Genomic DNA, 26573 nt, shown 5'->3' with positions numbered 1-26573 from the left:
GATGAGCGTTGACAAGGGGGGACAAGGGTTCGATGAAGATCACGGAACATACATGGCAAGCACACTATAAGACACTAATCTGCGGAGCGACTTGCAGCGGAATCGGAGCAGCGTTAGCGGCACCGGAGTCGACTCTGGTCGTCGAGCGGTCGGCAGCAGTAGGGCAAGAGTATATCGAGAGCTTCAACCCTGGACGGAACGATGGGCCGATTCCGCTGTCCTCATTCGGACGCTCGTTCGTGCTGGAGCTCCGTCAGCGCAATTTGACCGGGGCTGCCTTAGAGCCGGTGCACCTGCCGGGCCTTCATCCTGTTCTGTGCCGGAGACTGCTGGATGCCCGGGTTCAGGTGCTGCTCCTGACAGAGATTATTGAGATCCGGCAGCTCCCCGCAGGCTTCGAGGTTGATCTATTCAATGCATCAGGTCTACGTACGGTAACGGCCGACCGCATTATAGATACGACTACATGCCGGGTATCCCGTCCGGCAGAGATCCGTCCGTCCGGGCGCAGCCTTAATGCGTATATTCACACAGGAATTGCAGATCAGGGCCTGCCTGCTGCCAGCGATCCCGGGGTGGAGTTCGTTCAAGGCCGTTTCAGCGCAGAGCATATCGTCAAATGGACGCTTGCAGCAGACGACGATTGGCCTGCTGCAAGAAACGGTCTATTAAGCTATTGGCATACCCGTCCAAGCGTACTTCTCCCCTGGACAATTGCCGCCATCGCCTCCGTCTTCGATTGTGAAGTGCAGCGAGGCTTGCAGCTCGTCATGGACGGCTGGTTCTGGCTCCCGTCAAAAGGGTATGGGCACCCGGTTGAAGCTATCGATCAAGGCTATGTTCACCAAAAGAGATGGGAGGGAGCAGCAGATGGAGCACGCAGAAAGGTATAGCGGTGGCGTGGTCAACCATTCGTCCTTCGGGGGAGCTTATGCGGGACGCTATGATGTCATCGTAGCAGGGCTGGGAACAGCAGGATCGATTGCGGCGATCACGGCGGCCAGGCAAGGGCTGAAGGTTCTTGGCGTAGAGCGTCTGCATGGCATGGGCGGTACAGGAACGGCCGGGGCTGTATGGAGCTATTATTACGGGTCGAGGGGCGGCATATCCGAGCCTCTGGATGAGCAGGTGTTAACGCTTGCTGCCGGATGCTTCACACCTTCGCAAGGCTTGAACGGAGAAGCCAAAATGATCGTAATGGAGCAGGAAGTGATTCAGCTTGGCGCAGACCTCCGGTATGAGAGCACAATCACAGGAGTCCTTAGACGGGGCAAGCGCGTATGCGGAATCGAATGGATATCCCCGGAAGGCCGATTCACGGCGGACTGTGAAGTCGTGATTGATTGTACGGGAGACGCGCATGTGTGCGCGCATGCAGGAGCGGGCATGTACTGCGGCCGCAAGATGGACGGCCAGCTGCAGCCGTTCTCGAACGTATGGCTGAAGCTGGAGAACGGACAGGTTAACTGCCGGCATACCGACTCGGGTTATGCCGATCCGGGAGATGCGTTAGCTCTGTCGCAAGCAATCCTCACGTCCGCAACCGTCTCTACGCACCTGAAGGATACTTATACTGAGCGGGACCGCTGGCTCCGCCTTGCACCACTGACCGGAATCAGGGAAGGACGGCTGATCGAAGGGGAAGCACAGGTGACACTCGAATGCGTCCTCAATGACATTCATACAACGGAGCCCTTGTATTATGCGTATGCGCATGTTGATCTGCACAGCAAGGATACCGCCTTCGAGAGCGAGGTGCTGCAGAAATGGACCGTTGCCTGCAGCATGTGGGGACACAAACTCTCCGTTCCGGTCCCGCTCGGCGCGTTCATTCCCAGAGGAATGGAGGGGCTGCTCGTCGCGGGCAGATGTCTGGCCGTCGATCATGACTTGGCCACCTGTGTACGGATGAAACGGGATATGCAAAAAGCAGGGGAGGCTGCCGCCAATGCCGCCTATCTCTCCATAACCAGGAAAGTACCGCTCCGCGAGGTTCCTTATCCGGAGCTATCCGCGCTGCTCACCGCAACAGGCTGCTTGCAGGCAAGAGGTCACAATACGGGTCCGGCTTGGCTCGGTGCGCCGGAGAGCATCAGGGAAGGCATGTCCAGCGCGCATCCGGGGCTTTCAATCTGGTCGGCGGTTAGAATGGGTGGATCTATTCACGCTGCATTAAGAGCCTGGATGACACAGGTTCCTGAGTCTGACCTCAGTAAGCATAGTGCATTCACACTTGCATTGCTTGGGGATGCCTCGTCCGCACCTGTGCTGAGAAAGCTCGCGCGCGTGAAGGACCCCTTCGTACCACAGACCCGCCTCGTCCATAAGCGCGGCCATGGGCGGGGCTATTCGGCAATTCTCCTGCTGGGACTACTTGCGGACAAGGAGGCGGCTGATTTGCTGTATACCCTATTGGAAGAACCTGTAGAAGCTTTCCCGGACCCGGATGCAAGTGAAGCGTCGGAGACGCCTGCCGAAGTACACTTCCAATACGTCTCGTTCGCCGTGGCTGCCTTGGCCAGAATCGGGGACCGCCACTCGGATACGCGGAGTCCAACGGCCGAAGCTTATTGTAAGCTGCTGCACAGGAAGGACCTCGGATTTGAGGTCGCCCTGCCCGGTGCGCCTCACATTCTGTACGACATGCTCCCTAAAATCCGGTTGTGCATAGAACAAACAATCCTCCGCTGGGACATCGGACCGCTGTCCTGGAGGTGAAATATTCATGTTTAGCCGGTTAATTATTTCTATTTAGTAAGCGGTTGCAACCCTTTATGATGAAGGGGTACAGCAATCACACTTCACGGGGGGATTATGAAATGAAGCGTTATAAAGGGTCTACACACAAGCGGGCTGCGCTGTTAACCATGTCGCTCGCCTTCGGCCTGCTGACGGCGTGCGGTTCCGGCAACGGGAACGATCCGGCAGCAGAATCGGCGGCAACGCCGGCGGGCAATACGCCTGCGGCGGAGAATACAGCAGAGCCTTCCAAGGAAGCAGCTATCGTCGAGATTACCGTTTGGGATAAGCCGGCGCCGGATGCCGCAACGAAAGCAGTCGCCGAAGAACTGCAGGCAAAGTTCGATGCTGCTTATCCGAATATCAAGGTCACACACGAGGATGAGACGCAAACGCCCGAGAAATTCCTGGCAGCGGTTGCGGGCGGAGAGCAGCCTGACGTGTTCCGGCCGTCGTTCCCCAAGATGCAGGAATACGTTCAAGCGGGCATTGTAGCGGATATTACCGATTTGATCAACGCTTCCCCTGATAAGGACCGCTTTATCGACGGCGCCTTCAACATGGCTACACGGGACGGCAAAATCTATGGCGTACCTCTCTCAATGTATTCGACGGGCGTCTATTACAACAAGAAGCTGTTCGAAACTGCCGGAATAACGAGCCTTCCTGCCACATGGGATGAATTCGCTGCTACGGCCAAGACCGTACAAGAGAAGAATCCGGGCACTATCGGTTTCGATATTCTCGGCATGGACTGGGGCGACTGGCACTTCGAGTATTACGTCTGGCAAGCCGGAGGAGATTTGACGGAGCTTCAGCCGGACGGAACGGTCAAGCTTAACTTCACTTCTGAGGCTACCGTCACAGCCTTGCAGTATTACAAGGATTTGAAATGGACGCATAAAGTCGTTCAGAGCAATGTTCTCCAGTCTTTTGAAGAGAATAACAAGGACTTCTACAGCGGGAAGTCGGCGATGATCCTCGGAGCATCCGATGCCTATAACACCTTCGTCGGCCAGGGTATGGACCCGAGTGTAATCGGCTTCATGCCTTACCCGGTCGGTCCTGCGGGTGTAGGCCCATCACAGGTGGGCGGCAGCTTCTGGGCGATCAGCCCGTCGGCAACCCCGGAGAAGCGGCAGGCGGCTTTTGATTACATTATGTTCATGTCCTCCAAGGAAGCCTTCGAGACCCGGCTGCAGTTCAATAAAGACAACGGGCTGGGAGTCAATCCGTTTACCGTCGTCAAAGACGTAGACACATCGAATTATGTTGAAGGCATGCCCGCTGATTTCTTAAGTGCCATCCGTAAGGCGGCCGAAACGCAGCAATTGGAATATTATTTGAAATCGAGTCTGAGCCCCTATGTGGTGAAGCCGATTCAGAAGGTGCTGCTCGATCAGAATGCTGATCCTTTGACGGAGCTCAAGGCGGCGGAACAATTGGCGCAGAAGGAAGTTATCGATAAATATAACGCAGATATCCTGAGTCAATCCGGCAAGTAAACACAGATTACTGTTAAGCTGCCCGGGGTTTCCGGCAAGGAGATCCCGGCATCTATTCTTGTGCAGGCGGTGAAAAGATGAAGCTCGAATCCAGTCCTCCCCTGAAGGCCCTTCCCGCCCCGCGGACCCGTTTCCGTATCCGGTGGACGCCGGTCTTGTTTCTACTGCCATCCATTATCGTCTTCATCGTGTTTAAGTATTATCTGATCTTCTCGGCCGTGCAAATCAGTCTATTTAACTACGATATCGTGAATCCGCCCGGCAGGTTCGTCGGGTTAGAGAATTACTTCGTCTTTCTGCAGACATCAACGTTCTGGCTTGCGCTCAAGAACACTTTTATCATCTTCCTCCTGTCCGTCGCGTTAACCTTCTGGGTGCCGATCGTTCAAGCCATCTTCCTGAGCGAGATCCGCAAGGCGAACGGAGTGTACCGGGTGCTGTATCAGATTCCGAGCATTCTGCCAGTCGTGGCAGGCGCGTTGCTGTGGAAGTGGATGTACAACCCCGACAGCGGGCTGTTCAATTACTTGCTCGGCAAGATCGGCCTTGGTCCCTACGGCTGGCTCAACGATATTAACATGACTAAGTTCGCTATTGTCCTGCCGGGGTTTTTCGCCAGCGGCGGAATCGGAGTGCTGCTCTACTATGCTGCGATCAAATCGATCCCTGCAGAATTATTCGAATCGGCCAAAATCGACGGTTGCGGCCCCTGGCGCCGAATCCGGTCTCTGGTGCTGCCTAATATCCGCTTCGTAATCCTGATCCAGTTCATCTCGTTCATGTCCGGGGCGCTGCTTGCATTCGATAATATCTTCATTCTGACGAAGGGAGGACCTGCAGATGCTTCACTGGTCGTTTCCTTGCTCATTCAGCGTTCTGCCTTCGAACAATCGAACTTCGGGATGTCGGCTGCCCTGTCATTCTTCATGTTTCTGGTCATTGCCTTGCTGACGGTCATTCAATTCAAGCTGCAGAAGGAGGAGAACTGATCCTTATGAAATCTAACCGCATCTCTGAGCGAGGTGAGAAGGGACTAAAGTTCACCTCCTATGCTGTGACGATATTGTTTCTCTTGTTCGGTACGCTGCCACTCGTATGGCTGTGCCTTACTTCCATCATGGACAACGAGTCGATTCAATCGGTTACGCCCAAATTCATTCCGGACGTGCCTCACACGATTACTGTTACATTAGATTTCACGGGCGCAGACAGCGGGGATGAGACCTTCTATAAGAAAGAAGCAATGGAGGCGATCTGGTTCCCCTGGGCATCCTTAATCCGCAACAATATCGGTGAGATTATCGTGAACGGGACGAGGGACGGCCAGCAGCTGTTCCGGGCCAAGGCCACTTCGGCGCAATTCTATGTGGGCCAGATGTCGATTGTGCCTACCCGCGTCGTCAACGATCAGGTGATGAAGCTTAAGCTGCCCACCATCGCAGAGCGGAAACTGAGTGATTTCGAATGGTACGGCCCGGCCTCTAAGCCGGCCAAGGCTACGGCACCCTCCTCTGACCATGAGGTGGCGAAGCTCTACCGCGACTTCTTCGTGTCCCATGACGTGTTAGCCGGGAAAATAACGAGTGTCGGGCATTCCCGCAATAAGCTAAGGCTGTTCGACAGCTTCGCCAGCCTGCAGCATATAGCGCTTGGGAAAGCCGGGGATCTCGGGTTCTACCGTTACTTCATCAACAGCGGAATGGTCACGTTCACCGTCATCATCTGGCAGCTGGTCTTCGCGGGTATCGGCAGTTATGCCTTGTCCCAGCTCATCCGCAGCAGCCGCCTGAGATTCTTCCTGTTGATGTTCTTCCTGGCGACAATTATGATTCCCGGGGTATCGATCCTGATCCCGCAATATATTCTCATCAAGAACCTGCATCTAAGTGACTCCCTGTGGGCCATCATCCTGCCGCATTTCGCCTGGGGCTTCGTAATCTTCCTGTTCAAAGGCTTCTTCGATCAGCTGCCCAAGGAATTGCTTCAGGCGGCCCGGATTGACGGTGCTGGTGAACTCAGAACCTTCTTGAAGATTGTCGTTCCCATGTCGATCCCTGTATTCACCATCGTGGCGGTCATGACCTTCGTGCCTGTATGGAATGAATTCATGTGGCCCTACATCGTAACGAAATCGCCGGAGCATTGGACCTTCCCGGTCGCGATGAACGATATGCAGCAGACGACCAACCGCAATACCATCGTCCGGCCGAACCTGATCAGTGCGAGCGGCGTCCTCTCGCTGATTCCGCTGCTGATCTTGTTCATATCCACACAGCGTTTCGTGGAGAAAGGGATTAATTTCACAGGAATTAAGGGCTAATAACCATTTGAAGGAGCAGAGGATAAATGGAAAGCTATGAGGTTGTCATATACGGAGCAACACCCGGCGGAATCGGTGCAGCGCTCGGAGCGGCGAGGCAGGGCCGGCGGACCTTGCTTCTGGAACCGACAGATCATCTGGGCGGAATGCTGACCAGCGGACTAGGCAGAACCGATATTCTCTCTCTTGAAGCCTCCGGCGCCGTATTCCGTGAATTTGCCGGCCGCGTACATGCTTATTATCGTGACCGGTACGGCGAAGAATCCGCGCAGGTCCAGGATTGCAATAACGGATTATTCTTCGAACCGTCCGTCGCTCAGCATATTCTGCAGGAGATGACACGCAAGGAAACGCTGCTTCACATTCAGCTGTGTGCAGAGCTGAAGGGTGTCCGGGTAGAAGGCACTCAACTGCTGGCGATTCGGGTACAGACGCATGCTGGCGAACAGGAATTGGTCGGCAAGGTATTCGTGGACGGGACTTACGAGGGGGATCTGGCGGCGATGGCAGGTGTTCCTTACCGGCTGGGACGCGAATCCCGGGAAGAGTGGAACGAGGAGTATGCCGGCAGGCTCTATATGAACTTCGATGAATCGAAGGAAGTGTATCGCGGCAGCACCGGCGAAGGGGACGACCGGATACAAGCGTATAATTACCGGCTGTGCCTAACCCGGAACCGGGATAATTTCATTGCTTGTACCAGACCGCAGGGGTATAACCGTGACGAATATGCCCTGCTGGCAAACGATGTGGCGGAGCAACGGGTCAAGTCTATTGGCGAAGTGCTTAATATGCTGGCCGTGCCGAACGGCAAAACAGACAGCAATAACCACCATTACTGCATGTGCTCGACGGATCTTCCGGAGGAGAATACGGCTTATGCCGATGGGGACCGCAGGACAAGGGAGCTATTCGCGAAACGCCAGAAGGAGTATATTCAGGGGCTGCTGTGGTTTATTCAGCACGATGAGGAGCTGCCGGAGGACTTTCGCAAAGAAGCATTAAGCTGGGGGTATGCGGCGGATGAATTTACCGCTTACGATTATTTCCCGCCGCAGCTATATGTGCGTGAAGCCAGAAGGATACAGGGAGAGTACACGTTTACAGAAAATGATGCACGACTCGCTCCCGGTCTAGAACGTGCGCCGATTCAATACGACAGCATCGCGATCGGGGATTACCCCATTGATTCTCATGCCGTGAAGAAACGGGAGCCCGAAGGTCAAAACAAAGCGCTTGAGGGCTTCCTCGGCCTCAACTGGCTGTCTGAAATCTATCAGATTCCCTATGGTGTTATAGTTCCGCAAGTTATTGACGGATTGCTGGTACCGGTCGCCGTGTCCGCCAGTCATATGGGCTTCGGCACCCTCCGGATGGAGCCATGCTGGATGCAGCTCGGCTTGGCGGCCGGCATAGCCGCAGACCTTGCCATCACTAGGAACACAGATGTGCGTCTTGTGCCTGTCGATGCACTGCAGATCAGCTTGCTTGATCGGGAGCAGCGGATTACTTACTTCGAAGATGTTGCCTGGGATCATCCCGCAAGGCAGGCCGCGGAATACTTGGGAACAAAGGGGTTCTTCACTGCTTATGCTGCCGGATTAGACGATCCAATGCCGTTATCCGAAGCCTCCAGACTGATTGCATGGGCACGCAGCTTACCCGGATGCCGCAGCCTGCCTGTACTTCCGGCGACAGACAATCTAATTCCGGTGGGTACAGATATGGGGCCAAGGCTGCCCCTGGAGGAAGCCGGACCGCGGGAGTACTGGCATGAACGGCCGCTGCTAACCGGGGCGATGACGGCGAATTGGGTACAGGTTGCATTAAGAGGGCTTGGCCTCTCCGCCCGGGAGGACCCGCTTATAGAGCTTGGCCGCGAATCCAGTGTGACCAGAGGCATGTTTGTGTCCAAGCTGTATGAGCTTATCCGTGAGGTTCAGCAAATGTAGTGAGGGGGTGTGTTTTTGAGAGTGTCTGGCCGATGGGCAGGCAAAAGCTGGGGCACGCTTGGCGACAGCATCAGCGCGGCGGGTGGTTATCAGCCGCTGGTGTGTGCAGAAGTTGGTTTCGGAACAATGGTCAACCTCGCAGTCAGCGGTTGTCCTATGGCAGCGGGCGGAGACCGTGACTACGGGGCGACAGTACATGCGGGCCGTTCCTTAACTGAGATCCCTGACTGTGTTACTATTTTGGCCGGAACCAACGATTTCAGGCTCGATAAGCCGCTGGGAAGTATGGAAGGGCGGGACATTCATACCTTTTACGGTGCCTACGCCACCTTGATTGAGGACCTGATAACCCGCAGGCCGGATGCCCGTCTGAATCTGTGGACTCCGCTTCAGCGGGATAAGGACGGATGGGATACTGCCTTCATTAACGGTGCAGGCTTCCGTCTGCCGGAATACGCTGAAGCGGTCCGCAGGATCGGAGCCTATTATGCGGTGCCAGTACTGGACTTGTATGCTGAAAGCGGGATTACCCGGTTAACTCTGGATTATTTCACCCTTGACGGCCTTCATCCGAACGAGGCAGGCTTTCAGCGGATTGCTGAGCTGGCCATCCCTTTTCTGGAGCGGATTTGAACGGCCTCTTTAAATTCCAATTCACCCAGCACCGGATGAACAATGATTTTCTTACACTGTAGACAACAATGTTGTACGTTTTACAACTCTGATCCATGGATAGTCAACTGATTGGGAGGATTGTTGTATGAAATACAATAATAATCCTGCTGAGCCGCTTGAATACGGTGAAAAGCTGCAATTTGTACAACAATTTTGGATTTGGGCCGATTTGAGGAGGGGAATGTTGTATTATGTGCAGGATTTAATAAAAAGTATCTGGATCTCTGCCACAGAAAGCGGATGAACCGAGGAACCGAGAAATTCCTGTTCGCGCAGCGCCCGCTCAAGTGCACACGTTGATCCAGATCCGAGAGAAAGAGCTGCCCCAAGCAGCTCTTTCTTAGCTTGGGACAGCCCCTGCTAGGGACAGCCCCTTGTGCAGCGGTATTATTAGCTACCCCAACCAACTATAGGGCCACTCTGAACCTCTGTACTTATAGCATCGGTAAAAGTATCAGTAGTGTGGAAGTAGTAGGAATGCTGGCCGGGAGGCAGCTTGGTCGTGTATTGATAGACTCTGCCGTCAACATAGTTAGTATCACCCGGATTAGCAGGCTGCATGGTCCGGACAACGCCGTCCACGACCAGCTCCATGGCAAATGGGGCCTGATTGTCCGCATCGGTATAAGTGACTGTGAAAGTAAACTCGGTTTGCGGCGTGCCTGCTGTATGATTTACGCCTCCTGAAGTTAACGTTGGCGCACTTCCGCTGACCTGATTGGTCGCCTTAATTTCATCAATCAGCATTTCTCCGGCAGTGACTGTATTTTGTTTCAGCCAAATGGACATCTTGAGTGCCTTTTTATCAATGGCCGGACTAAGTGCATTCAGATCAAATTGCAGATCGCTCCAGTCCGCTGGAACCAGAGCCCAGCCTCCGGTCAGATTGTACGTTCTTTTGCCGTCATTAATTTCAATCCGGGTTCTGAGGTCAGGCGAGGCCGGATTCTTAAGCGTAATATTCAAATACCGGTAGCCGCTCAGATCGACCACATCGTTCCACGGCTGGAATTTAGCCGCTGAAGTCACACTTGCCGGAGTCTGGGCGAATTTGCCGGCTGAACGTCCGTCTGCGGTTAGCTTGGTGAATGTTCCTGTGCCGCCATTCTGATTATACCAGTTGACCCATGTTGTATTGGCCGCAGAACCACCCCAGAATCCGCCTCCTCCAAAATCATCATATAACAGCGGAGTGGAGGGGTCCGGCAACGCCGGAGCAACGGTGTAATGAGTGGAGCTGTAGGTGTATGCGCCGGAAGAATCCTTCGCACGAACATCTACTCTCCGGTTGGTGTAGGGCAAGGATTGGCTCTCATCGATGACAGCAGCGTAAACCGCACCGCTTACAGTTGAATATACATTACCGGATACCGTCATCGGCTGATAAGGCAATCCGGCTGCCGCATACTCTACCTGGCTCAGACCATCCCCGGCCTCAGCAAAAACAGTTACATCTCCGCGGACCCATTCTCCAATCACCGGAGAGAGTAGCGGCAAGGCGGGCGGCTTCGCTGTGTTGTCTGCCCCTGTTCCCGGAGTTGCACTAAGTCCCATAACTGTATACAGGAGTCCTGCCTGAATACTGATACTGAACTCGTTATACCGCCACTGATTCGTATCATCCAGATAGAGGGACCGGTCCTCGTACCAGGGGCTTACACTGTTCCGATTCTTAGGATCCTTCATATTCGGTCCGCTGACCATGGCGCCGGGGAAGATAATCCCTGTATCACCCGCAGTATTGGAATCCTCATTGTAGCGGGTATGCGGGAACATCACATGATGGGTGCCAATGCCGGAGACCCAGCTGATGTTCCACGGATTCTCTCCGAACAGCCAGTACATGCCTTTTACCACCGCCTCCAGTGCTGCCGGGTCACCAAATAATTCATAGTACCGCAGCAGGTCCCCCAAATAAGAAGCATGAGGTTCGTTTACACCGAAATTCTTAAACTGGTTCAGTACGCCATAGGGTGTATCATCTGACGTGGAGAGGAAGAAATCCGCTTGTCCTTTTAACAAACTGTGAATATGAGACTGTGTTGCAGCATCGGCAACCGGATAGAACTCAGCCATGGACATCGGGCTCATATCCCAGTAGTTCGTGGATGAGATGTCACCCAAGGTTAAGGCGTTAATTGTAGCCGAGGCTGCATTCCTATAATGGTTCTCGCCGGTCAGCAAGTACAGCTCCACATCAGCGAGCAGCTTGGAATTGGGGATGCCTCCTCTGGTGGAGTAAGAGCCTATTGGACCGTCAGAATGGGCAACCACATAATCATAAAAGATTACAGCTGCGCTCTCGCATTGGTCGGCAAAATCCGTGAGTTCTGCAATCTGAGAGGATTCGATATCGCCTTCGTTAATCGCTGTGCGGATCGCGCGCGCTGTAGCAGCAAGTGTACCCGCTGACTTGGCTGAGCCGCCGACGCTTAAATCGGTCAGCTTCCGGTCATCCGCTGTGCCGGATATGTTGTCGGTAGATTTCTCCGGGTGAACGAAAGAAGCATTGTTCCTGAGATTATACATTTCCCCGCCAAGCTGATCCGCGAACTTGATGAGATATTCGCTGCCGAAGACAGCTTCATCTACCAGGTCCGGGATGCCATTGCTGTCGTTATCGTACTTCACGCTGTCTTTGTCCGCATAACGCGTATAAGCAAGTGCAATCTCCGCGCCGACCCATTGGTTACCGCCATATTTGCCGTAATCCCCCGCATCGTACCAGCTGCCGGTCAGATCATAATGGGTCAGGCCGTCCGCAGACTGGGCATCATCCAGGTGACCCGCGGCATGGTAGAGCTTGGCGGAAGGAGCTACACTGCTGTAACCCTCAGGATAAGCATCACTGGTGGCTACTGAGGCACGCAGAAGACGGTAGAAGGCAGTCATTTCATCCTTGTATTGATCCCACAGGTTAGGCGTGATTACAAAAGGATAGGAATACTGCTGATTACTTCGCACCCTGTAGTTGTTCCCGGCATCCGTGACGGAGGAGAAACCGATAGAATAGACATGCTTATTCCAGTAGAAGCCCTCGTAAGTCATGGTGCCTGAAGACACGACATTAGATCCATCCAAGATTTCATAAGTGGCGTCTGTGACGGTTGTGGTTGAGATGAATTTGGCGTTCTTGATATCGTCTGCACTGTATCCGGCTTGGCTCACTACAATATCAATCACAGAAGAGGAATTGGTTACGCTCAAATTGTGAATTCCGGTCGTGACTTCATTGGAAGTCGTATCTGTGGTGCGGAAATAATAAGAGTGGGCTCCCGCCGTAAGCTTGGTCATGAACCTGTAATCTTTTCCGTCCGTGTAGGTAACATCGGCTTGATCGGTTTCGCGCATAGTATAGGCCGTGTCATCAATGATCACCTGGACGGCATAAGGCGCTTCGTTATCCGGGTCGGTATAAGTGGCATCGAAGGTAAAATTAGTGTTCTGGTTATAGCTGCCATCTGTATCCGCACTCATCACAGCCGGGCTTAACTGAGGCGCGGTACCGCCGGAGGCCGTGGTAAACACGATATCATCGATCAGCATTTCCCCGTAAGTCCCGCCGGCTTGTCTAAGCCACACCTCCAGTTTGACTTTCTCCTTCTGAATCTTGGGCGACAGGGCATCCAGATCAAACTGCAGGCTGGTCCAGGTATTCGTTGCAGGTACATAACCACCGGTAAGATTATAATTGGTGATGCCATCGCTTATGACAACACGAATGAGTGACTGGGCATAACCTGCATTTTGCAGAGACAGATTCATGTAACGGTAGCCCGAGAGGTCAAAGGTCTCGTTCATCGGCTGAAACTTGGCCCAGGAGGTGGAGGAGCTTGGGGTTTGTGTGAACTTTCCAATCGTGCGGGTGCCTTGGACCGTCTTGGTGAAAGTGCCGCTGCCCCCGTTCTGATTGTACCAGTTCGTCCAATTTTGCTTGAACAGCCCGCCGCCGGCAAAATCATCATACAGAAGAGGGTGGCCGGGTCCCGGCAAGGGGTTAACCGCTGCTGCGGCAGGCCGGGGAGACAGAGCAACAGCACTTATGATCAACAACAGACTGAGGCATACAGGCAATAACTTTTTGAATCGTACGGGGAATAGGCTTGATCTGAACATCTGTTTAACCTCCTCATAGTCGGATAGTGTGAACCCTAATCTCCTTTCCTCTTTTATGTAAACGCTTGCAAAAAGAGCATAAAAGAGTTACTATCACTAATCGATGATGAATTACAGGAAATATGTGATCTATACTAGGGCTGTAACGGCTTCGAACCTATGAAATAAAGGTCTTTCAGAGCCAGGCGGTTAACAATCCTGATATAGATCACACAAAAGATGAAATAGATCATTCTATCGGAATTTGCAGCGAGTGTACTGTGATACAAAAGGGGGGAGCATCATGTATAAAATTCTCGTGGTAGACGATGAGCCGAGAGTGAGTGCGGGGATCAAGAACTTCCTGCTCGCTTCGGACATGAACATCACTTATGTTGAAACGGCAATCAATGGGTTCGAAGCGATTGATTATTTGCGGATGGACCGCTTTGATCTGGTGCTGACCGATATACAGATGGGCCGGATGAGCGGAATTGAATTAATGGAGAATATCTATATGGAGCAGTGGAATGTCCCGGTGATTGTCATTTCCGCCCATGAGAAGTTTGATTTCGCCAAAAAATCGCTCCGGCTGGGGGCTAAGGATTATCTGGTCAAGCCGGTAGAGCGAGCAGAGCTGCTGCGGGTAGTCCGCAAAGCGTTAACCCAGAAAGAGCTTCCGGGGAAGAGCCTTGAGGCGGACAGCAGGCCGATACAGGACCAGTCCAGGCGTAATGAGTGGCTGATGGAGCTGGTTACAGAGCGGAATCTGACCCGGAAGGATATTGAAGATGTGACCAGTGAACTGGGAGAGCTATTACAAGGACAATTCTTCGGCGTGATCTCCAGCCGCATTGATTATAGCCAGGCCGGCTTCAGCCAACAGAAGGTCACTCTGCATGACCGCAAATTATTGAAATATGCGGCGATTAATATTATGAATGAAACCTTAATGGAGTGGAATGGTTTGACCTTCAACGGGTTCGGCCATTCGATCATCAGCATTATCCAGTTATCTGCCGAAGAAATGGGCGATCCCCGGGTTAGAGTACACTCGCAGATCCATATGATCGGGCAGATGATCGCCATGAATATGAAGCAGTATCTGAATGTGGAGGCAACGATCGGCCTCAGCACTTTGGGCGGAGATGTATTAATGCTCCCCAGGCTGATGGAAGAAGCAGACACTGCGGCGGAGTGGACCAAAGTCCATCCCGGACAAAGAGTCTTCTATTATCACGATATAGCCGTGCAGGATAATCTGAGTATGGTCGTCTGGATGAGCAAGGTCAGTGAATTCATGGAGCAGATGAAATCAGCGGTAGAATCCGCAGGGGACGTGAATCCGCAAAACATCCTTGGCCAGCTGCGGGTGTCTGAACAGTCACAGGAGGTCACGAACAGCTATTGCGGGATGCTGATCTACCGGATTTACGGGCTGCTGGTCGAATACGGACAGGGGAACGGGGTTTCCCTCTATGATTTCAACCCGGATATGGTGTTCCAGGGACTTAGCGGACAGCAGAAGCTGGAACGGCTGCACCGGTACATTGAAGATTCGGTTGCTTTTTTGCAGCAGCTCTCGAAGGCCAGAGATCAGAATGTGATCTCGCGGATTACCAGCTACATCCAGAAGAATTACCGTAATCCGGCGCTGAAAATCCAGGATATTTCCGAGGAGGTTCATTTCAGCGCAGCCCACTTGGGTTATATTTTCAAACGTGATATGAAAACCAACCTCTGGGATTATGTGACGGCACTAAGGATGGAAGAGGCCCGGCGGCTGATGATTACCACAGACAAGAAACGGTATGAAATCGCCTTTGCGGTAGGGTATGAGTCGCCTGAGCACTTCAGCCGGATGTTCAAGAGAATGCTGGGGCTCACACCGGCGGAATTCCGCAAGCAAGCCAGAGGAGGGAACCGGACTGAAGCTGAAACTGAAACTGAAGCATAAAGTCACCCTGGCATTCCTCGTATTGATTGTCCTCCCCTTTATAGTAGTAGGCTGGATTTCAGCTTATGTGGCTGTAGACACCATCAAGGAAGAAGTCGGCAGTACAACACTCCAGCTGGTTAAACAAAATCATGTGACGATCGACAAAACCATATCCGCGATCAATGACAGGACGGTCACACTGCTGGATAATCACTTTTTCAGTAATCCGGCGGGGTATAGCTTCTGGACCGGAATTGACACGCTGAATGAAATCCAGCAGGCCGATAATATTCTGGAGAGCTGGTCTACCGGGGGCACGGAATATGCAATTTATATGAGAAATATTGAGCGTAGAGATACGCCTTTTGATCTTTCCCATAAGACAAAGGGATTCAAGTATTTGGATAATGATGCGGGCGGATTACCTGACGCTATGGTAAGCAACATGGATGACAGCGGAGGCGGAGCACTGCGCATTACGCATGCAGAGACCGGTGAGCAAACGATCTCGTTCATGCGCAGTATTCTCAATCCCCGGGACTATAATGAGGCCATCGGCCTGCTGGTGGTCAACAAGGTAGAGGTGCTTTTAACCCGGGATATGGTATCTGTTGAGGTGCCGTCTGCTGCCGGTATCTTCTTATTCAATGACAAGGATGAGCTGTTAATGTCCGCAGGTTCAGGCAGCATTTCACTGGCCGAGATTGACAAGAATATCGGACCTGCGGGGCCTTATGGCTTCACCTTCGCTGAAGAAGGCGGGGAAGAGTGGCTCTATGCCTATTCGGACAGCCCGAAATTCCACACCAGATTATTGTACAAAATCCCCTTAGCGTCCATTACCGGTAAACAAATCTGGCTGCAAAATATGCTCGTCATAATCTCCGTCGTTTTTTTAGCATTTGTCCTCACGTTCGTGCTCTATTTAGTACGGCTTGTCGTTAAGCCCGTAGTGAAGCTCGTCTCGGTTATGAAAATATATGAACCCGGCAAAACGCTGTCTTGGACAGAGGAGCCGCTCAGGCATGATGAATTCGGCATTCTATATGGATCATTTGTGAAAATGACCAAAAGGCTGGATTATTCGATTGAAGAAAATTATGTGATGCAGCTGAAACAAAAGGAGTATGAGCTGCTGATGCTCCAATCCCAGATCACGCCCCATTATCTGTACAATACCCTGGATTCGATTTATTGGTACGCGCTGGATAGCGGAAATACCGAGGTTGGCGAAATGGTCCGTGACTTGTCCATGCTGCTGCGTATCGGCCTCAGTAAAGGCCGGAAAATGATTACAGCCGGGGAAGAGCTGGAGCATGCCCAGGCCTATACACGGCTGCAAGAGAAACGTTACCCTGACACCTTTGAGGTCTGCTGGCAGATCGATGAAACATTGAGCGGCTATGAAACTCCCAAAGTCATTATTCAGCCTCTGATCGAAAATGCCATTATTCATGGCGTGCGCGGAATGGATGGGGAAGGAGAAATACGGGTATCTGCCGTTCAAAGTGAAGATACCCTCCGCTTCATCGTAGAGGACAACGGGCATCTGCCTGTAGATCCGGATGAACTCTCTGCCATTATGCAGGAAGAGCATAGTCCGAAGGGATATGGCATCAGAAATGTGCATCAGCGGATCCAGCTCCATTACGGGGAGGCGTATGGTTTGACCTATGAACGAAGCGATGAGGGGTGGACACGGGCAATCATCACCCTGCCTTTGCGCAAGCCCCCCGAATGAGGTACTACCGGCTATGGGCGTTTAAAAGATCACGTTTTTACGGGAATGCATCATCGTAGCCGTGTAGAGATGGTTCTATAATAAGTCCATGAAAGGAGTAATGGACATGACTAGAGCCACTGGATTCTCAAGATTTATCCATGCCATGTGGAAGTACAAGGCGCTGACACTAATGATGCTGCCGGCCGTTCTTGTCCTTCTGGCGCACAGCTATCTGCCGATGTTCGGTATATTCATTGCGTTCAAGAATGTGAATTACATTGACGGAATTTGGGGGAGCCCATGGGTAGGATTTGATAACTTCAAATTCCTGTTCTCCTCGGGAGATATGTGGAGAATTGTAAGAAACACGCTGCTGTACAGCTTGACCTTTATGATACTGAACCTAGTGCTGTCGGTATCGATCGCGGTGGCCATCAATGAGATCCGGCGGCGGTTTCTGGCAAAAGCTTATCAAAGCTTCATTATCCTGCCGCACTTCCTGTCAATGGTAGTAGTGAGTTATCTCGTATACGCTTTCCTGCAGCCGGATCATGGCTTCATCAATGCCACCGTCCTCAAAGCCTTCGGGCAGGATGCGGTGTTCTGGTATTCGGAGAAGGAATACTGGCCTTATATCCTGGTGTTCGTGAACGCCTGGAAGCATGCCGGCTTCGGTGCCGTTATCTACATTGCGGCGATCGCCGGAATTGACCCCGAATACTATGAGGCTGCACTTATCGACGGGGCTTCCAAGTGGAAGCAGATTACGAACATAACGATCCCTTTTATCCGGCCGGTCATTATCATTATGACGATTCTGTCGATGGGAAGTATCTTCAGTTCAGACTTCGGGCTGTTCTTCCAGGTGCCCATGAACTCAGGGGCATTGTATCCGGTAACGGATACCGTGGATACGTATGTATACCGGGCCTTGATGCAATTAAATGATATCGGGATGTCCTCGGCCACGGCGCTTGTTCAATCGGTGGTTGGGTTCATCATGGTGATCGCAACCAATAGCGCGGTCAGACAAATTGACCGGGAACAGGCATTATTCTAAATAAAGGAGAACAATCATGGCCAACGACTCCGGCAGCCGCATCGGCGGAATTTCTGTAGCTTCCAGTTTAATTTTAAACATTGCTTTTGTAATCCTCTCACTAATCTGCTTTTTGCCTGTTCTGCTAGTCATTATTGTATCCTTCACAGACGGACAGTCCATTCTGACTCAGGGGTACAGCTTCGTTCCGGATAAATGGTCGTTGATTGCCTACGAATCCATCTTTAAGGATTTTCAGACGATTCTGTCGGGCTACCGGGTGAGCTTTACCATAACCATTCTTGGCACAGCGCTCAGTGTACTGCTCATGGCACTATATGCCTATCCCATTTCACGTGCGGATTATCCGTTCCGTAATGCATTTACGTTCTTTTTGTTCTTCACGATGTTGTTTAATGGCGGGATGGTCAGCAGATATTTAATCTATACTCAGGTGCTGCATATCAAGGACTCCTATATGGCGCTGATCCTGCCCATGCTGATTGTGCCATTCAACGTAATTATTATGCGGACCTTTTTCCAGACGACCATTCATCCTGCAGTGATTGAATCGGCAAGAATTGACGGTGCGGGTGAGCTTAGAATCTTCCTGCGGATCGTTCTGCCGCTCTCGTTGCCTGTCCTGGCGACCATGGCTTTGTTCAGCACTATCGGTTATTGGAACGACTGGTTCAATGCGCTGCTGTATATCAGCAGTGAGGACAAATATCCGCTCCAGTATTTGATGATGCGTGTCCTCAATGACGTGCAGTATCTGCGCAATAATGTGGAGCTGGCCGCCCAGAATCCAACGATGATGAAGAACCTGCCGAATGAATCCTTACAGATGGCAATGGCCGTCATAGGGATGGGGCCGATTCTGATCGCGTACCCTTTCTTTCAGAAATATTTTGTCAAAGGCCTCACAGTAGGGGCTGTTAAGGGCTAAAGCAGCGGTGGAACCGGCAAGCAGCCTATTCTGTCTGCCGTTCTATATATAAGCTTAATCATTTAGGGAGGGTTAATATGAAAAAGTTAAAAGGGCGCAAACCGCTATTCACAGCGATTATTCTGGTTCTTGCGTTATCCTTGCAGGCATGCTCTGGCGGTAATAACGGGGGTACTTCTGAACCGGCAGCATCAAAAGGCACGGAGAGCACGAGTACTGCGGCACCTGCTGACAGTCCGGAATCACTGAAGCCTTACGAGGTGTCGATTATCTACTTCGGTGCGCCGCAGCGGGATGATGCGCTGGTCGAAGCCAAGCTCAGTGAATATTTCAAAGAGAAATTTAATGCCACTGTTGATCTTCAGCCGATCGCCTCCAGCGAATACAAGCAGAAGACCGAGCTGATGTTAAATGCCGGTGAGCCAATGGATCTTGTATTCACAGCCTCATGGCTTAATTTCTTCGGCAACGTCTCTAAGGGCGCCTTCCTGGATCTGGATGATCTGCTGGCCAAATACGGGCAGGGCATCTCGGAGAACCTGAACCCGATCTACCTGGAGGCTCCGCGCTACAAAGGGAAGCTGTATGGGATTCCCACAAACAAAGAGATTACCCAGGGCAAGGCCTACACTTACCGGAAAGATATAGTCGACAAATATAGTATCCCTATTGAGGCTATTAAGACGATGTCGGACTTTGAACCCTGGTTCAAGCTGCTGAAGGAGAAAGAGCCGGCATTGATTCTGGATTTCATTAAGGAGTCGGGTGAAGGCATGATGTATGAGACCCGCTCGAACTTCCGCGTTATCGGGCCGACGCCTAACAAGATTCCTTTGTTCTTATATGACTATACGAATACAGATAACATCCAGATAAAGTCGGTTGTTGATCCGGAAATCTCATCGATTGCCAAAGCGGAATATGAGCTGAACCGCAGCTATTATGAGAAGGGCTACATCAATAGCGATGCAGCTACAACAACGACTGACATCGGTGATTTAAGAAAACAGGGTAAAATCTGGATGCAGCAGGCCGTCTGGAAGCCGGGGGCTGATATTGAACTGAAAATTGCCACCGACAATAAATATGATTTCGTCTCTAAGGTTATTGAAGAGCCTATTGTAACCACGGACCTTGCCGCCGGATCGATGTTCTCCATCTCCCGCACCTCCAAAGATCCGGAGCGGGCCATGATGGTGTTAAATGCGCTGCATACTGATCCTTATGCCGTGAACCTGTTCGTTAACGGAATTGAAGGCACCCACTATAAGAAGATTAGCGAGAACCGCATCGAGCCGATTGCCGATTCCGGATATGGCACCAGCGCCTTGTTCTGGGTGATCGGGAATCAGCTCATCAATTATCTCAAGCCGGGTCAGCCTGATGATTTGTATTCAAGCTGGAAGGAATTCAACAATGAGGCCAAACGTTCACCGCTGTTAGGGTTCGTATTCGATGAGTCATCCGTCAAGAACGAGATTACTCAGCTTACCTCGGTCATTGGCGAATACCGGGCCGCAAGCACGGGGGCTATTCCTGACCCTGCCAAAATGCTTGAGGAAAGAAATGAGAAATTAAAGAAGGCTGGCATTGAGAAGGTCCAAACAGAATTGCAGACCCAAATTGATGCCTGGAAAGCAGCTCAATAATTAACGGATTGAAGCATGGCAGGAGGTCTGTTGTTTCAGGGCGTCCTGCCATTTAACTGTACAAGAGAAAAGGAGACCATACACGATGGAGACTTGGATCAATGAGGCCTGGGATTATTCCCTGGGCAAATTAAGCAACACGCGCCACAGAATCGGAGCAACCTTCCCTAATGCCTCTTACGGCGGAAAATATGATGCGCGTGACCCCGATTGCTGGACCAACGGGTTCTGGCCCGGAATCCTGTGGCTCGCTTATCGGGCTACCGGCGATGAGGAATACCGGAGGATCGCCGAGAACTGTGAAGAACAGCTGGATGCGCCTCTTCAGGAATACGAACAGCTCCATCATGATAACGGATTCCTCTGGAGTCTGTCAGCGGTGGCCGACTACAAGCTCACCGGCAATATGCTGTCCAGAAGAAGAGGGCTGATCGCTGCCAGCCATTTAGCCAGCCGCTTTAATCTTAAAGGGCATTTCATCCGTGCCTGGCTGTATGAAGGCAGTGAAGGCCTGGCGATTATAGATTGCATGATGAATCTTGGCTTACTGTACTGGGCCAGCGAAGAGCTTAAGGACCCGCGGTACCGGCATATAGCCGCTGCACACTCTGAGATGGCGCTCCGCGAATTCATCCGTCAGGATGGCTCGGTGCACCATATCGTCCGCTTCGATCCCGGAACGGGAGAGCGGATAGAAGCGCTTGGCGGACAAGGGTATAGCCCGGATTCCGCCTGGTCCCGCGGATCGGCCTGGGCGATTTACGGATTCGCTATAGGGTACCGCTATACGCGCGACATCCGGTTTTTGGATGCGGCCAAAGCGGCTGCGGATTATTTCGCCGCACAATTGCCGGAGGATCTTGTGCCACCGTGGGATTTCCGGGCACCTGCAGAACAGCTATGGGCCAAAGATTCAACAGCTGCGGCCTGCGCAGCCAGCGGAATGCTGGAAATTGCCTTTCTGCTGGAAGGTGAAGAAGCAGCGCGCTACCGGAAGCTCGGCGCGGCAATAACGGAATCGCTGTTCCGTCATTACACGCCGGAGGACCCGGCGGAAGAAGCGTTGATTACCAAGGGGACCGGCAGCTTCCCGTCCAATGCCGAAGTAGAGGTGCCTATCATCTACGGCGACTTTTACTTTCTGGAAGCCTTGCTGAAGTTAAAGGGAGAGAGCGAAATCTTTTGGTAGAGGGAAGGCTTTACCGGCAATGAAGGAGGTACAACGTTGATGAGAAGAAGAGTGGATTATGTCGATCCGTTTATAGGTGTGGATGGGGAAAATAATTGCTTGTGCGGGCCTTATCTGCCGGGCAGCATCGTAAGGCTTGGCCCGGATACGCTGCCGCCGCAGCTATCCCACGGCTACGACAGTTCGAGGCCGATTATCAGATTCAGTCATACGCATGTCAGCGGAACGGGGGGCGGAGGGCGTTACGGCAATGTAGGCTTTACTCCTTATACCGGCATGCAGCGGTTCCATATCGATCCTTACCTTAAGGAGAATGAGCAGGCCGAAGCAGGATATTACAGCGTGCAATTAATGCCCGCTGCCATACAGGCTGAATTGACCAGCACAGCCCGCACAGGCATCCACCGTTACAGCTTCAAGCCCGGGGATGCTGCCAACCTGCTGATTGATGCCGGGGCGGTAATTCAGGTAGGCGGAGATGAGCCGGGGAAGACTACCGGCGTCTCCACGGGCGGCTACCTTGAAGTGATATCGGAGTACGAGATTGCAGGCCGCTCCGACCTGCGCGGGGGCTGGGGGCATGAATTCCCTTATTCCGTCTACTTCTATATCCGCTTCGATCAGCCGATGGAGAGCAGCCTGCTGGCGGACACCGGCGGAGTACGCCGCAGCCCGTCTGTAGATGGTCCGAATTGTAAGGCTTCCCTTAGCTTCGGTGACTGCGGAGTTCTGGTGGCGAAGACTGGCATTTCTTATGTAAGTGTCGGCAAGGCCAGAGCCAGTGTGGACCGGGAAGCGTCCGCCGGATTCGATGAAATCCGGCAAGCGGCCAGTAGCATCTGGGAGGATAAACTCAGCAGAGTCACGGTGGAAGGGGGTAGCGAGGAGCATACGCGGCTGTTCTATACCCTGATGACCCGGCTGTTCTGTATGCCGAGTGACTTGGGAGTAGACGATGAGAACTTCGCCTGGGAATCCGGGGTCCGGCATTTCACTGATCTGTATGCACTGTGGGACAGCGTCCGAAATGCCAACTCGTTGATTACACTGCTCGACCCGCAGCTTGAAGCGGATATCCTCAATTGTCTGCTGGATATCGCGGATCATACCGGCTGGCTGCCGGACGCCTGGATTATGGGACATAGCGCGATGATTCAAGGAGGAAGCTCCGCAGATGTGCTGTTCTGTGAAGCGGCGCTTAAAAAGCTTGAGGGAATCGACTATGCCAAAGCCTTGAAGCAAATGCGCAAGAATAATGAGGTTACGTCCCCGGACACCTGGCTCTATGGCCGTCACCTGAAGGATTATCATTCCCTGGGGTACTTGTCGACGGATGTGAAGAAGAACTGTGTATCCCGTCATATGGAGTATACCTATCAGGACTGGTGTATCGGCCGGTTAGCTGAGGTTCTCGGTCAGGATAAGACAGCCGAAGAGTATTATCAAAGCTCGGAGAAGCTATGGAATTTATGGCGGGAGGATCTTAAATGCTTTGCGCCCCGGCTTCCGGACGGGGAATGGGCAAGGTCCTTTGACCCCACATCCTGCCTGCCGGATTCATGGAATGATCCTTACTTCTACGAAGGAACCAGCCTGCAATGGTCGTTCAGCACGCATCATGACTTTCATGGACTGGTCGAACGGCATGGGGGGACAGAAGCTTTTATCAGGCATTTAGACGATTTCTTTGACGGCGGATTCTATAACTCCAAAGAAACCATGCTGCATATTCCTTATTTATATATTTATGCGGGAAGACCCGACCGGGCGGCTGACCGGGTCCGGGAATGTCTGGAGACATACTTCAGGGCTGAACGTGACGGATTGGGTGATAACGAGGATATGGGTTGCCAGAGTGCTTTTTTCATCTGTTCAGCTATGGGGTTGTACCCTTTGATGGGTCAGGATATCTATTTCCTCGTTCCACCATTGTTCAGTAGGGTAACCTTGCTGCTTGGAGCGAAGGAGACTCCCGTTCCTTTGACGATCGAGACTCAGGGTGAATGCAGCGGGTCCGGCAACCGGTATATCCGGTCTGCTTCCATCAACGGCAAGGAATTGAACCGTGCCTGGGTCCGCCATGAAGAAATCGCCGGAGGAGGCACGCTTCTGCTGGAGCTTGGTTCTGAAGCCGGAGAGTGGGGAAGCATGATTCCACCTTCCCCGCTCAAGGAGAGGGAACCGCGCACATTGGCATAAAGGGCAAACCGTTGGCTGAAGGAGAGAATGCGCATGCAGATTCTGAGAAACAAATGGCTGCAATATATCTCGGGAGATACGCTGAGTCATGAATCGCTGCAAAGTGTCAGGCATGATCAGGATACGATGCTCGATCACCAGGAGTTGCTATGGGCTGATGTTCCTTATGCTGAGAACGCTTCAGATGTATTTGTGATCATTGGCCGTTTAAGAGGGATGGCGATTGCTCTGAAGTCATCACGGTCTGCTTGTTATCTGGACTCTACATTAAGGCAACAGGTGATTTATGGATTGGGATTTCTATATGCACAGAGATACAACGAAAGCTCACGTCCCTATGGAAACTGGTGGTATTGGGAGATTGGCGTGCCGATAGCTCTGCTGGAAACCCTGCTGCTCATGGAGGAGCTGCTGGATACAGAACTTGTAGAGCAGCTGCTCCTCCCCATAGACAAATATGTCGGCGATCCGGCGTTTCATGCGCAGTGGTTCGTGGCTAAGGCTCCGCCGTCCACCGGAGCGAATCTGGTCTGGAAGTCTACGGCAGTTGCTCTTGCTGCCGTTATTCAGGGCGACGGGCAGAAGCTGTCCGCCGCCCTTAGTGCGCTGCTTCCGGTATTCAAGAATGTTAGCGAAGGGGACGGCTTCTATGAGGACGGCTCCTTTATTCAGCATGATAAATACGCGTACACCGGCGGATATGGGGTCTCACTGCTGCAGGATGTGGTCCGGCTGATGGTATGGCTGCATGATACCCCTTGGGAATTGCCGGGTGAAGCCCGCGATTTGACAGCCAAATGGATTGAGGATACATTTGTGCCCCTTATGTACCGGGGATCTATGCTGGATATGGCCAGCGGCAGGGAAATCTCGCGGGCGGATTCGCAGAATCATGAGTGCGGGCATTCGGTGATCACCTCCTGCTTACGCTTCTCGCGCATACTGGATGAAGCGGAGCAGGTACGGCTGCTCTCCAGAGCGAAAGGGTGGATTGTGGCTGACACGTACAAATTGTATTTAGCCGATGCACCGCCGGATACTGCCGCACAAGCCGGAGCTTTGCTGGACAATGAACTCGTGGAGCCTGCCCGGGAAGAGGCCTTCTGCAAGCTGTTTGCGCATATGGACCGGGCGGTGCTGCAGGGTCCGGGTTTTGCCTACTCCATCAGTATGTTCTCCAGCCGGATCTATAGCTATGAATCTATCAACAGAGAGAATTTGAAGGGCTGGTATACTTCGTATGGCATGGGCCAGCTGTATAATAGTGACTTGGGGCAATATGCCGATGCTTACTGGCCGACGGTTGATCCCTGCCGCCTGCCCGGAACTACAGTAACAAACAAGCGTCAGGAGCATGGAGCCGGGCAAGGCCGATTAAGCACCAAGTCTTTTGTCGGCGGGGCCGTACTTCACAACCAGTACGGCGCCATCGCCATGGAATTGGAGGATGTGGTTAACGAGGCCGATGGACTGACAGCGCTCAAAAGCTGGTTTTTGTTCGGAAACCGTATCGTTGCCTTAGGTTCGGATATTAAGAGCCTTAATTCCGCCAGAGTAGAGACGGTCATCGATAACCGGAAATTGAAATCGTTGGGAGACCATGCGATTACAGCAGACGGAACAAGGATCTGCCGGAAGCCTGGATCTGGCGAGATAGAGACCCTTAACCCCAAATGGATTCATATGGCGGGCAGTGAGCGGGGAGCGGATGTGGGCTTCTTTTTTCCGGAACAATGCCGTGTACATGCCTTGTGTGAACCGCGCCAGGGGAGCTGGAAGGAAATCAACGATGCCGGTTCACCTGAGAAGCTGGAACGGTTCTATCAGACGTTGTGGTTCGGTCATGGAGAAGCCCCGGCGGGGGATACCTATGCTTACGTGCTCCTGCCTGGCTACAGTGAGGAAGGGACTGCTAGTTTTGCTGAGGAACCAAGGGTGAGAATCCTTGAATTGAATGCTCAGGTGCATGCGGTTGAAGATTCTGAACTGGGAATTACAGCAGCGCATTTCTGGAAGGCAGGCTGGTATACAAGCGGGATGATTGCTTGCAGCAGCCAAGCCTCCATTGTGCTGCAAAGGAATCCGGCAGGCTGGAGCCTGGCCATAGCCGATCCGACACAAAGGCAGCGCAGTTTGATCGAAATCGGGATTGAATTCAATCACCCTGTTACCCGTGTGATGAACAAGTCAGACCGGATAACGGTAGAACACAGTGAAACTGGCAAGGTAAGACTGTGGTTTGACCCGGATGGTGCCGGGGGAGCCTCGTTTCATGTTGAGCTTGGGACCTAGCGAATCTATGAAATGAGGAACAACATTGGCAGACTTGTGTGCGCAGACGGCTTGGAATAGTTATGGATTTTCTCCATTTGCTCATGAATGGAGGAGTCCTAGCCAAGCAACAGTTGGAAGATCAGGGGAGTGTGCCGTCAGCAGAGTGAAGCGGACTCAAAAACCCTTATTTCGCAGAAAAGCCCCTTTCTGGGGCTTAAGCGGACTGAGAATCCGCTAACTTGTTCATTTGGGCTTGAAACGGGCTGCGGCAGGCCCATTAACGGAATCTGAGTCCGCTTAGCCAGAATAAATGGCAGATATGGGAA

At 52.4% G+C, this 26573-nt stretch carries 17 protein-coding genes; 16 read left to right on the top strand and 1 reads right to left on the bottom strand.

Annotated elements, in window-relative coordinates; genetic code table 11:
* Window positions 1-32: 32 nt before the first annotated feature.
* The 8 genes from MHI42_RS01985 (at window position 33) to MHI42_RS01950 (ending at window position 9435) form a co-directional block, all read left to right on the top strand.
* Window positions 33-893, top strand: a complete 861-nt coding sequence (locus MHI42_RS01985; protein ID WP_342422563.1) for a hypothetical protein — start codon at window positions 33-35, stop codon at window positions 891-893.
* Window positions 871-2718: an FAD-dependent oxidoreductase gene (locus MHI42_RS01980; RefSeq protein WP_342422562.1), complete on the top strand. Its 1848-nt coding sequence runs from the start codon at window positions 871-873 to the stop codon at window positions 2716-2718. Before MHI42_RS01985 ends, MHI42_RS01980 begins: the two co-directional genes overlap by 23 nt.
* 101 nt (window positions 2719-2819) lie before the next feature.
* Window positions 2820-4244, top strand: a complete 1425-nt coding sequence (locus MHI42_RS01975) for an extracellular solute-binding protein (protein ID WP_342422561.1) — start codon at window positions 2820-2822, stop codon at window positions 4242-4244.
* A gap of 77 nt (window positions 4245-4321) precedes the next feature.
* Window positions 4322-5233, top strand: a complete 912-nt coding sequence (locus MHI42_RS01970) for a sugar ABC transporter permease (protein ID WP_042137398.1) — start codon at window positions 4322-4324, stop codon at window positions 5231-5233.
* A gap of 5 nt (window positions 5234-5238) precedes the next feature.
* Window positions 5239-6564: a carbohydrate ABC transporter permease gene (locus tag MHI42_RS01965; protein WP_342422560.1), complete on the top strand. Its 1326-nt coding sequence runs from the start codon at window positions 5239-5241 to the stop codon at window positions 6562-6564.
* A 26-nt stretch (window positions 6565-6590) separates the two neighbouring features.
* Entirely contained in the window at window positions 6591-8516 is a 1926-nt protein-coding gene (locus MHI42_RS01960; RefSeq protein ID WP_342422559.1) for an FAD-dependent oxidoreductase, read from the top strand.
* A gap of 21 nt (window positions 8517-8537) precedes the next feature.
* Window positions 8538-9149: an SGNH/GDSL hydrolase family protein gene (locus MHI42_RS01955; RefSeq protein WP_342422558.1), complete on the top strand. Its 612-nt coding sequence runs from the start codon at window positions 8538-8540 to the stop codon at window positions 9147-9149.
* Window positions 9150-9276: 127 nt separating this feature from the next.
* Entirely contained in the window at window positions 9277-9435 is a 159-nt protein-coding gene (locus MHI42_RS01950) for a hypothetical protein (protein ID WP_342422557.1), read from the top strand.
* 146 nt (window positions 9436-9581) lie between these two features.
* Here MHI42_RS01950 and MHI42_RS01945 read toward each other — a convergent pair whose 3' ends face one another.
* Window positions 9582-13307, bottom strand: a complete 3726-nt coding sequence (locus tag MHI42_RS01945; protein WP_342422556.1) for a glycoside hydrolase family 9 protein — start codon at window positions 13305-13307, stop codon at window positions 9582-9584.
* Window positions 13308-13590: 283 nt separating this feature from the next.
* Between MHI42_RS01945 and MHI42_RS01940 the strand changes: the two genes are divergently transcribed.
* The 8 genes from MHI42_RS01940 to MHI42_RS01905 all read left to right on the top strand — a co-directional run bounded on the left by MHI42_RS01940 (window position 13591) and on the right by MHI42_RS01905 (window position 26265).
* A complete protein-coding gene (locus MHI42_RS01940) occupies window positions 13591-15243 on the top strand; it encodes a response regulator (protein WP_342422555.1) in 1653 nt (550 codons plus the stop codon).
* A complete protein-coding gene (locus MHI42_RS01935) occupies window positions 15131-16966 on the top strand; it encodes a sensor histidine kinase (RefSeq protein ID WP_342424671.1) in 1836 nt (611 codons plus the stop codon). Before MHI42_RS01940 ends, MHI42_RS01935 begins: the two co-directional genes overlap by 113 nt.
* A gap of 106 nt (window positions 16967-17072) precedes the next feature.
* The gene (locus MHI42_RS01930) at window positions 17073-18008 is read left to right on the top strand and encodes an ABC transporter permease subunit (RefSeq protein ID WP_216626735.1); all 936 of its coding nucleotides are present in this window, start codon (window positions 17073-17075) and stop codon (window positions 18006-18008) included.
* Between the two features lie 16 nt (window positions 18009-18024).
* Window positions 18025-18936, top strand: coding sequence for a carbohydrate ABC transporter permease (locus MHI42_RS01925; protein ID WP_042137408.1), 912 nt, complete (start codon window positions 18025-18027; stop codon window positions 18934-18936).
* 77 nt (window positions 18937-19013) lie between these two features.
* A complete protein-coding gene (locus MHI42_RS01920) occupies window positions 19014-20585 on the top strand; it encodes an ABC transporter substrate-binding protein (RefSeq protein WP_342422554.1) in 1572 nt (523 codons plus the stop codon).
* Between the two features lie 85 nt (window positions 20586-20670).
* Complete coding sequence (locus MHI42_RS01915; protein WP_342422553.1) at window positions 20671-21774, top strand: glycoside hydrolase family 88 protein; 1104 nt, start codon at window positions 20671-20673, stop codon at window positions 21772-21774.
* 39 nt (window positions 21775-21813) lie between these two features.
* The gene (locus MHI42_RS01910; protein ID WP_342424670.1) at window positions 21814-23973 is read left to right on the top strand and encodes a GH92 family glycosyl hydrolase; all 2160 of its coding nucleotides are present in this window, start codon (window positions 21814-21816) and stop codon (window positions 23971-23973) included.
* 33 nt (window positions 23974-24006) lie between these two features.
* A complete protein-coding gene (locus MHI42_RS01905; protein ID WP_342422552.1) occupies window positions 24007-26265 on the top strand; it encodes a polysaccharide lyase 8 family protein in 2259 nt (752 codons plus the stop codon).
* Window positions 26266-26573: the final 308 nt, after the last annotated feature.

It is taken from the genome of Paenibacillus sp. FSL E2-0178 (assembly GCF_038593005.1).
GTDB classification, from domain to species: Bacteria; Bacillota; Bacilli; order Paenibacillales; family Paenibacillaceae; genus Paenibacillus_AQ; species Paenibacillus_AQ phytohabitans.
This window is presented reverse-complemented; position numbering and strand designations above follow the sequence as displayed.

What these genes read in the sequence shown, in the direction of transcription:
- MHI42_RS01970 (WP_042137398.1), top strand. Translation starts at nt 4,322, where the DNA reads ATGAAGCTCGAATCCAGTCCTCCCCTGAAGGCCCTTCCCGCCCCGCGG.
- MHI42_RS01920 (WP_342422554.1), top strand. Translation starts at nt 19,014, where the DNA reads ATGAAAAAGTTAAAAGGGCGCAAACCGCTATTCACAGCGATTATTCTG.
- MHI42_RS01985 (WP_342422563.1), top strand. Translation starts at nt 33, where the DNA reads ATGAAGATCACGGAACATACATGGCAAGCACACTATAAGACACTAATC.
- MHI42_RS01965 (WP_342422560.1), top strand. Translation starts at nt 5,239, where the DNA reads ATGAAATCTAACCGCATCTCTGAGCGAGGTGAGAAGGGACTAAAGTTC.
- MHI42_RS01975 (WP_342422561.1), top strand. Translation starts at nt 2,820, where the DNA reads ATGAAGCGTTATAAAGGGTCTACACACAAGCGGGCTGCGCTGTTAACC.
- MHI42_RS01960 (WP_342422559.1), top strand. Translation starts at nt 6,591, where the DNA reads ATGGAAAGCTATGAGGTTGTCATATACGGAGCAACACCCGGCGGAATC.
- MHI42_RS01925 (WP_042137408.1), top strand. Translation starts at nt 18,025, where the DNA reads ATGGCCAACGACTCCGGCAGCCGCATCGGCGGAATTTCTGTAGCTTCC.
- MHI42_RS01915 (WP_342422553.1), top strand. Translation starts at nt 20,671, where the DNA reads ATGGAGACTTGGATCAATGAGGCCTGGGATTATTCCCTGGGCAAATTA.
- MHI42_RS01945 (WP_342422556.1), bottom strand. Translation starts at nt 13,307, where the DNA reads ATGTTCAGATCAAGCCTATTCCCCGTACGATTCAAAAAGTTATTGCCT.
- MHI42_RS01940 (WP_342422555.1), top strand. Translation starts at nt 13,591, where the DNA reads ATGTATAAAATTCTCGTGGTAGACGATGAGCCGAGAGTGAGTGCGGGG.
- MHI42_RS01950 (WP_342422557.1), top strand. Translation starts at nt 9,277, where the DNA reads ATGAAATACAATAATAATCCTGCTGAGCCGCTTGAATACGGTGAAAAG.
- MHI42_RS01980 (WP_342422562.1), top strand. Translation starts at nt 871, where the DNA reads ATGGAGCACGCAGAAAGGTATAGCGGTGGCGTGGTCAACCATTCGTCC.
- MHI42_RS01905 (WP_342422552.1), top strand. Translation starts at nt 24,007, where the DNA reads ATGCAGATTCTGAGAAACAAATGGCTGCAATATATCTCGGGAGATACG.
- MHI42_RS01930 (WP_216626735.1), top strand. Translation starts at nt 17,073, where the DNA reads ATGACTAGAGCCACTGGATTCTCAAGATTTATCCATGCCATGTGGAAG.
- MHI42_RS01910 (WP_342424670.1), top strand. Translation starts at nt 21,814, where the DNA reads ATGAGAAGAAGAGTGGATTATGTCGATCCGTTTATAGGTGTGGATGGG.